The sequence below is a fragment of the Microbacterium sp. GQ128 genome, from assembly GCF_059758615.1.
In genome coordinates this window covers 52,013-58,564 of the sequence record NZ_JCAXDY010000008.1, presented here as the reverse complement: position 1 = coordinate 58,564, position 6,552 = coordinate 52,013, and the positions used below count along the sequence as shown (strand labels likewise).

Sequence of the window (6,552 nt, the reverse complement as noted above, 5' to 3'; positions counted from 1 at the left end):
TCGGATGGGAGTCAGACCCCGGCTGGTCAAAGTTGCAAGAGGCGACGCGGACGCATGAACGCCTCGTCGGTGAGGCTTTCGGAGATCAGGCGCCCTCGACGTAGATCCGCAGTCGCGGTACGGGCCCCCGTGGCATTGAGTGTCCGTTTGGGGATCGTCTCGTGAGACGGTCGATGGCGCCGCAGCTGCACCGTCGATGGCTGGTTACGGCCGTCTCGCATAGGGTGTTCTCAGACCATCTCATTTCAGGTAGCGTATATGCGACAGTGCGGCAGCCGATGCCGAATGGAACGAGGGTGGAGACGGATGTCATACGTGGAGCATGAGGCAGTCATCGCGGTCTTGGTGCCGAGGTCGGGTCATCCGATGCCGCACATCGATGGTTTCCGGGACGCGCTCCCGGCCGAGTGGCAGAGGCTCGTCCTTGGTCCGGTTAAAGGGCTCACGAATTCCTATGCGACATACGTGTTCCTGCCTGACGGTTCCAAGGAGGGACGGAAGATCTCCGACGAAGGTGATATCTACCGGGCGAGGTTCGTTGATCTGTTGAAAGATTCCGGCGATCTCGTCCATGTTTCCTTCGGAGGGGATAGCGAAGAAGCCACCGTCGCAACGGGCGCCCTTTTGGCTCCTCGCGTCGGTGGTGCGTGATGGATTTCGGGTACTCCCGGGTCTCAAAGAAGCGAAGGCGCGATATGAGTGAAGACGTCATCCAGTGGAACAGGGATGCCTGGGTTGCGGCGCTGTATTTCGCAGTAGCCTCGGTATCGGCTTTCGGCCTCGTGCACAGTGCGATTGTGTACACCCCGATGTATCTGATGGTGCTTCTCATGCCCGCACTTTGGGTTTCGGTGGGCTGGCAGAAGGTGCGTTCTGCCCGAGTATTCGCGGATGCCGAACGTCTGCGCCGTCTGGGCGAGCGTCGCGCGGGGGAGTGATGGACTTCGGATACTCGCGAGTCTCCACGATCGGCCAAGACCTTGAGCTCCAGCGATCGCTTCTTCTCGGGGAAGGTGTCCACGAGGACCGAATCTTCGTTGACCATGGGTTCACTGGCAAGAATCTCCAGCGCGACGGGCTGCGCACCGTCTTAGCGGCCGTGCGCGAGGGTGACAAGCTCATCGTGCCCAAGCTGGACAGGTTCGCTCGCAACGCGGAAGAGACGCTGCGAGAGCTACGCGAGCTGACCGCACGCGGTGTGGCCTTTCAGTTCGGGAAGACCGTGTACGACCCGGGTGACCCGTTCTCGAAGCTGTTCTTGACCTTCCTCGCCGCGATTGCAGAGGCCGAGGGAGGGTGGATCAGCCTGCGCACCCAGGAGGCGATGGCGCGGCCGAGCGTGCGGGCAAAGCTCAAAGGGCGTCAGCCGCGGTTCTCGCCGAAGCAGGATGCGGCGATCGCGAAGCACCTCGAGGAGGGCGACATGACACCGATCGAGATCGCAGGCCTGTTCAACACCTCGAGGGCCAGCGTCTACCGGGCGGCCGCACGCCACAACGGTCGGAAGGGATAGCAGTCCTGACGCGCCAGTGGACGCTGGGCGCGTAAAACTGTGAATCGCGACAGGTGATGCCGGCGTGCCGAGGCCTGGAAGGCGGTCTTCGGCACGCCGGCGGCCGCGAGTGAGTCAGAGTATCGTGGCCCACCTGATGACGACGTCGGCGGCGGGAAAGGCCGCCAACGCCACCGAGATCCAGACCGCGACCTCACGCCAACGTGCACATGCGCCCTTCTTCGATTCCAGCTGCTTCACCATTCGTACTCCTCGCTCCGTTTCGAACCATGGGTACGGTTTTCCGGTCAGATCGGACACTGCCCTTGAAACCCGTCCAGGGTCTCTATGCGCGACCCCGTTCCTCACCCGCATGCGCGGTGTCCAGAAGGAACTGCGGTCGTTTGCGACGACGGCGAGACAGAACACACCCGCGGCCGGAGTGGGGTCGACGAAAAGCTAACTCGCGCACGGTGGGCAACGACTACCTAGTGGAAGGGAGGCAACCGCCGTCCCACACTCACAAGGAGAGACGCATGTGCAGCTTCTGCAACACCCCGTCCGATAGCCTCACGACCGGTAGCGATGGCCGAACCCAGGCCTGCCCTGACTGTCTCGGCTCCGCCGATGACTGATGCCCCGCAGCAGATCCCGGATCACGCTCTCGAGGAGTCTCCTCTCCCTGAATGGCAGGAGCTCCGAGACGCCATGGTCGACCTCGGATATGACGGTGATCCAAGTGACGATCTCACGATCATCACTTGGCACCTGAAGGCCCAGGGCCTCGTGCGAGCAGTATTCGCCGAACCGGAACCAGCGACGTAGAAGTTCCGGCGTGCTGAAGACCAAGACGTGGATCCTCAGCACGCCGGTGCCCGCGTCGCGGTCGCGCGCCGGATGCAGGCTCTTCAGTGACCCTCGCGTCAACCTGAGTTGACATAATAACTATTATCGGTTAATCCTCATTAACTGAAAACGCAGGTCACGTCAGGCGTCCGGCTTGACGTGACCAGGGTGGCTTTCGGGTGGCTTTTGGTGGTTGTTGGGGGTACCCTGGGGGTATGGAGACGCTCACGCCAACGACACAGCACGGGCGGACGATGCGGATGGACATTCATCAGATCGTTCGCGAGCTCAACGCTGTTCTGGGCCCCACGCTGGTTTCAGCAATGGTGGGGTCGACGGACCGGAAGCTGCCGATCCGGTGGGCGAAGCCGGATGGTCCAGAGCCGCGACCTGAAGCGTCGAACCGGCTGCTGTTTGCGCACCGTCAATGGGTTCTTCTGGCGGCCGCGGACGGCGAGCATGTTGCGCGTCAGTGGTTCATCGGTGGCAATCCGTGGCTGAGGGAAGACACTCCCGTCACGGCGATCCGGGAGGGCCGCCATGGCGAGGTCTCTGCGGCTGTCGAGTCATTCCTCGACGGCACGACCGACTCGTGACCGTTACGAGAGTCTGTGAGGCCACGGGGCTTCACTTGGTCTCTGACCCCGGGGTCTATGGGTACCACGTGGGGAAGAACGACTACCCGCCACTGTCTGCCGCGACTCGCGATGCCGCGGCCAAGTGGAGACAATCCTGGGGGCGGTATGACGTGCCCGGGCAGACGTTCTACATCGCGGAAACTCGCGAGTGCGCGTACGCCGAAGTGCTGTCTCAGTACAAGCGGGCGAACGGGGCCAACGACACCCTCGCCAAAGACGCTGCAGCGGTAGGGCTGACCCTCAAGGCCTACGTGGAAGAAGTCGCACGCGAGTGGTCGGAGCGTGACTTCATGGGTCTAGGCGCCCTGCCCGCAGGATGGCGGTACGACCGCGGCATGATTCCTGTCGTGATGCCCGACCCCGGCTGGCTCGTGGATATCGAGCACCCGGACTCCATCGCTGCGATCGAGGGCATGATGGGTGCCCAACTGGCGGCACACCAAGTGCCGCACCTGACGACCGGCACCTTGCGCAGCGAAGAGCGCCCGGTAACCACCGCCATCGCCGAGCACCTCCACGGCGTCACGCTCGACACGGGGCACCCGCCGCTGGGTATCCACTTCGGGAGCAAGCACGGAACGGGCTGGTGCAAAGCCCTCTGGCTCGACCACCCCGAAGCTGGCGAGATTCTCACACTCTCCGCCGAACCCATCACCCTGAGTGACAACGACCTGATCTCCGCATCAGACCGTTTCCGGATCAGAATCTTCTAAGCGCCGCCTGCTCCTGACCACATGGGGACGGCTCCGGCGTTCGCCGGGGCCGGACCCGCCCACATGTGGACAGCAGCCCCCAGGTCGCGTGTCGGTGCCCGAGCGTATGATCGAAAGGTAGAGGAAGGGGAAATCCCATGGCGAAAGCAGCAGCTGCGACCATGGTCGCCGATTTCGACCCGATGATCTACGACATCATGCGCGAGACCGCCACAGAGCTCCGTGGCGAGTACATCTGGCTGTCCCGGCATGCGGGCACAGAGGCAGAGCGTGAGGCCGCGAGAGAGGCGCACATCGCCTTGTGGCAGGACGTGGACAGCGTGAACGGCTTTGATCTTCCGCTGATCGAGGCGAAGACGGTCGAGTACCGCACACGCCTGCAGCAACTTCGCGCAACTGCGTGAGCTGGCAGCACACTCTCGGCGCGGACACCCTGCGCGAGATCTTCGAACGCGACATCGTACCCACGCTGATCATCGGCGGCACGATCCCGCTGCGACCGACCCTCCTTCTCGTTGGCGCGCAGCCCGGGGCGGGGAAATCGCGTGCGATCGGCGCTGTGCGATCCGATCATCCGGATGCTGTCCCCGTGATCGGGGACGACCTCCGCTCCTTTCATCCCGACTACCGCGAGATGATGAGGACAGACCCGCTGGCGATGCCCGGAGTGACCGCGCAGGCCTCTGGCGCGTGGGTGGGCATGTCCGCGGAGTACCTCCGGCAACAGCGTCGCAGCGTCATCCTGGAGACGACCATGCGCCAGCACGGCGTCGTCGCGGGCACTGCGGCCGCGTTTCGTGCGTCCGGGTACCGCGCCGAAGTGCGCGCACTCGCTGTCCCCGGGGCGGTCTCGCTTCTGGGTACGGTGTCCCGATTCCTGGGCACCGGCACGGGGACGGACCGCAACCGTTGGACTCCCTCGGGAGCACACGCCGCCGCATATTCGGCGATGCCTGACACGGTCGAGCAGCTCGTCGAAGGCTCTGCCGTCGACCGCATCACCGTTCTCACGCGATCCCAGCAGGTCCTCTACGACCGCGACGTCGACGCCACCTCCGCCGGCGCCGTCGGACGCGAGGCCCGCCGTGCCGTTGACGCCGGCCGCAGCATCAGCGCAATGACTTCTACGGAGGGCACCCACTGGGTCCGCGAATACATAACCGCGGCCGTCAAGATCTCCCACGCCCGAGACGCGAGCCCGGATCTCCGCGACACGATGACCGCTCTGTCCGGCGACGCACCCGCCATCATCCACGCCTCCTACGAGCCAGCGGAACGCCCGGCCGTTCTCAATTCGGTTCGCGCCGCTACCCGCCGCCTGTCCTCCACACGTGCCCCGGAGGACACGGGATCGTCTACCGGCCCGATCATCCCGGGGACCGGCGGCCTTAGGTTCGCCTGATCGACCCCCTGACACACCTGTGGACGACCCGAGCTACGCCCGGCTCAGCTCGCCCACAGGTGGACAGCGGGATCCCAATCTCCCGTTCCCGAAAAGGGACGACCGCCTGCAGAGCAGGAGCGCCCACAGGGCGCGGCGGCCCGCCACGGCGTGCCGATGGAGCCGCGCAAGCGCGGCACCCCCTTTCTTTTTGCCTTGAAGCCTGCGGCATCCTACGGTCGGCGTCCTCCACGCAAGCCCCACTGCGTGGGGCCGGCTCCCCCGAGATTTTCGCCACGCGCCGCGCTTATTTCGCGGCGAAATTCTCTCCTCCTCCGCCCTCCGGGTTGCGCTCCGTTCTTCTCCCTGACGGCACGATACGTGCCTTCAAGGCAAAAGAACGAGGAGGAGAACCATGAGCAACACCACGAGTTCACAGCACCAGGTGGCGGCCCCACACGCCCCCGGCCGGACACGGCCGACTGATCTCCTGGACCTCCTCGCCGAGATCGACGCCCCCCGTCGTGGCTGCGGGCACCTCGTCCCGATGGACAACCTCGTCCACGCGGAACAGTGCCTCGCCCTCACCTGCCCCCACTGCGGCATCACCGTCCGCAACGCCTATGCCCTCGTCATCGAACACGGCGCCCTCGACGACGACACCATCGCACGCTTCGGCACCTGTTGGCCCCAGCACTGGATGTTCGAACGTGTCGCCTCCTGCATGAGCTGCCACTGGCCCACCTTCGGTATCTGGCCGTGCCGCAACGAGCACTGCGACACTGGGTGCCACGTATCCCACCAGGTGCAGCCCTGCCCGACGGAGGTCGCACGCCATGTATGACCTCCTTGACCTCCTCGAAGACCTCACCCGCCCCGACTACACCGGCCCTGCCCCACTCGGCTTCACCAGCCGCTACTTCACCCCCGAGCAGCTGCTCGAAGCACGTGCAGAACTCGCACGGGCCCGCGGGCACTGGTCCAACGAGAACCCCACCCGCGGAACCTGGATCCTTGGCATCACCACCGGATGGTGCGCCACCGCACCCGGCCACCGCCTCTGCCTCCTCCAAACCGACCTCCGCTGCCGCTGCCACTTCCCCTACACCGTCGCCCAGTGGGAAAAGATCGGCCCCTGCTCCTGCGTCGGCGACCTCCTCTACCAAGCCAACTGCCCCGACTGCTCCTGGCACCACATCAGCGCCAACGAAAGTGAAGCCGTCATCGCCTGGCACGACCACGCCTGGCCAGGCTGGCGTGACCTTCCCACCCTCCCGGCCAAGCTCTGCGGGAAGGCTGGCACCCGAACCATGACACCCGCCCTCGCCGCGTGGCTCGAAGCAAACTATCCGCCCGAGTTCCGCATCGACGGTGCCCCCATCCTCACCGACCGCCCCGGTCGATGCGTGCCCGGCTACAGCCCGTACGGCGGATACGACATCGCCACACCGGGGCCCATGCAATGAAGAAGGGCAGCAGTCG

General features: G+C 64.9%; 10 protein-coding genes. 9 read left to right on the top strand and 1 reads right to left on the bottom strand.

From position 1 onward, the window contains the following. Positions 1-366: 366 nt before the first annotated feature. The 3 genes from AC6CHX_RS19405 to AC6CHX_RS19395 are packed head-to-tail and all read left to right on the top strand — an operon-like array spanning position 367 to position 1,513. The gene (locus AC6CHX_RS19405; RefSeq protein ID WP_498274296.1) at positions 367-651 is read left to right on the top strand and encodes a hypothetical protein; all 285 of its coding nucleotides are present in this window, start codon (positions 367-369) and stop codon (positions 649-651) included. Positions 652-695: 44 nt separating this feature from the next. Further along, positions 696-938, top strand: a complete 243-nt coding sequence (locus AC6CHX_RS19400; RefSeq protein WP_498274295.1) for a hypothetical protein — start codon at positions 696-698, stop codon at positions 936-938. Continuing rightward, on the top strand, positions 938-1,513 hold the full coding sequence (locus AC6CHX_RS19395) for a recombinase family protein (RefSeq protein WP_498274294.1): 576 nt from the start codon (positions 938-940) through the stop codon (positions 1,511-1,513). Before AC6CHX_RS19400 ends, AC6CHX_RS19395 begins: the two co-directional genes overlap by 1 nt. A gap of 114 nt (positions 1,514-1,627) precedes the next feature. Here AC6CHX_RS19395 and AC6CHX_RS19390 read toward each other — a convergent pair whose 3' ends face one another. Beyond that, positions 1,628-1,756, bottom strand: a complete 129-nt coding sequence (locus AC6CHX_RS19390; protein WP_498274293.1) for a hypothetical protein — start codon at positions 1,754-1,756, stop codon at positions 1,628-1,630. Positions 1,757-2,553: 797 nt separating this feature from the next. On the opposite strand from AC6CHX_RS19390, the gene AC6CHX_RS19385 reads away from it, so the two are divergent. The 6 genes from AC6CHX_RS19385 (at position 2,554) to AC6CHX_RS19360 (ending at position 6,536) form a co-directional block, all read left to right on the top strand. Then, positions 2,554-2,934, top strand: a complete 381-nt coding sequence (locus AC6CHX_RS19385) for a hypothetical protein (protein ID WP_498274292.1) — start codon at positions 2,554-2,556, stop codon at positions 2,932-2,934. A 68-nt stretch (positions 2,935-3,002) separates the two neighbouring features. Continuing rightward, positions 3,003-3,689 carry a hypothetical protein gene (locus AC6CHX_RS19380; protein WP_498274291.1) on the top strand — a complete coding sequence of 229 codons (687 nt, stop codon included), beginning with the start codon at positions 3,003-3,005 and terminating at the stop codon, positions 3,687-3,689. A gap of 137 nt (positions 3,690-3,826) precedes the next feature. Beyond that, positions 3,827-4,093 carry a hypothetical protein gene (locus tag AC6CHX_RS19375; RefSeq protein ID WP_498274290.1) on the top strand — a complete coding sequence of 89 codons (267 nt, stop codon included), beginning with the start codon at positions 3,827-3,829 and terminating at the stop codon, positions 4,091-4,093. Beyond that, on the top strand, positions 4,090-5,091 hold the full coding sequence (locus tag AC6CHX_RS19370; protein WP_498274289.1) for a zeta toxin family protein: 1,002 nt from the start codon (positions 4,090-4,092) through the stop codon (positions 5,089-5,091). Before AC6CHX_RS19375 ends, AC6CHX_RS19370 begins: the two co-directional genes overlap by 4 nt. Positions 5,092-5,485: 394 nt before the next feature. Further along, a complete protein-coding gene (locus AC6CHX_RS19365; RefSeq protein WP_498274288.1) occupies positions 5,486-5,914 on the top strand; it encodes a hypothetical protein in 429 nt (142 codons plus the stop codon). Then, on the top strand, positions 5,907-6,536 hold the full coding sequence (locus tag AC6CHX_RS19360; RefSeq protein WP_498274287.1) for a DUF6349 family protein: 630 nt from the start codon (positions 5,907-5,909) through the stop codon (positions 6,534-6,536). Before AC6CHX_RS19365 ends, AC6CHX_RS19360 begins: the two co-directional genes overlap by 8 nt. The last annotated feature ends 16 nt before the right edge of the window (positions 6,537-6,552 follow it).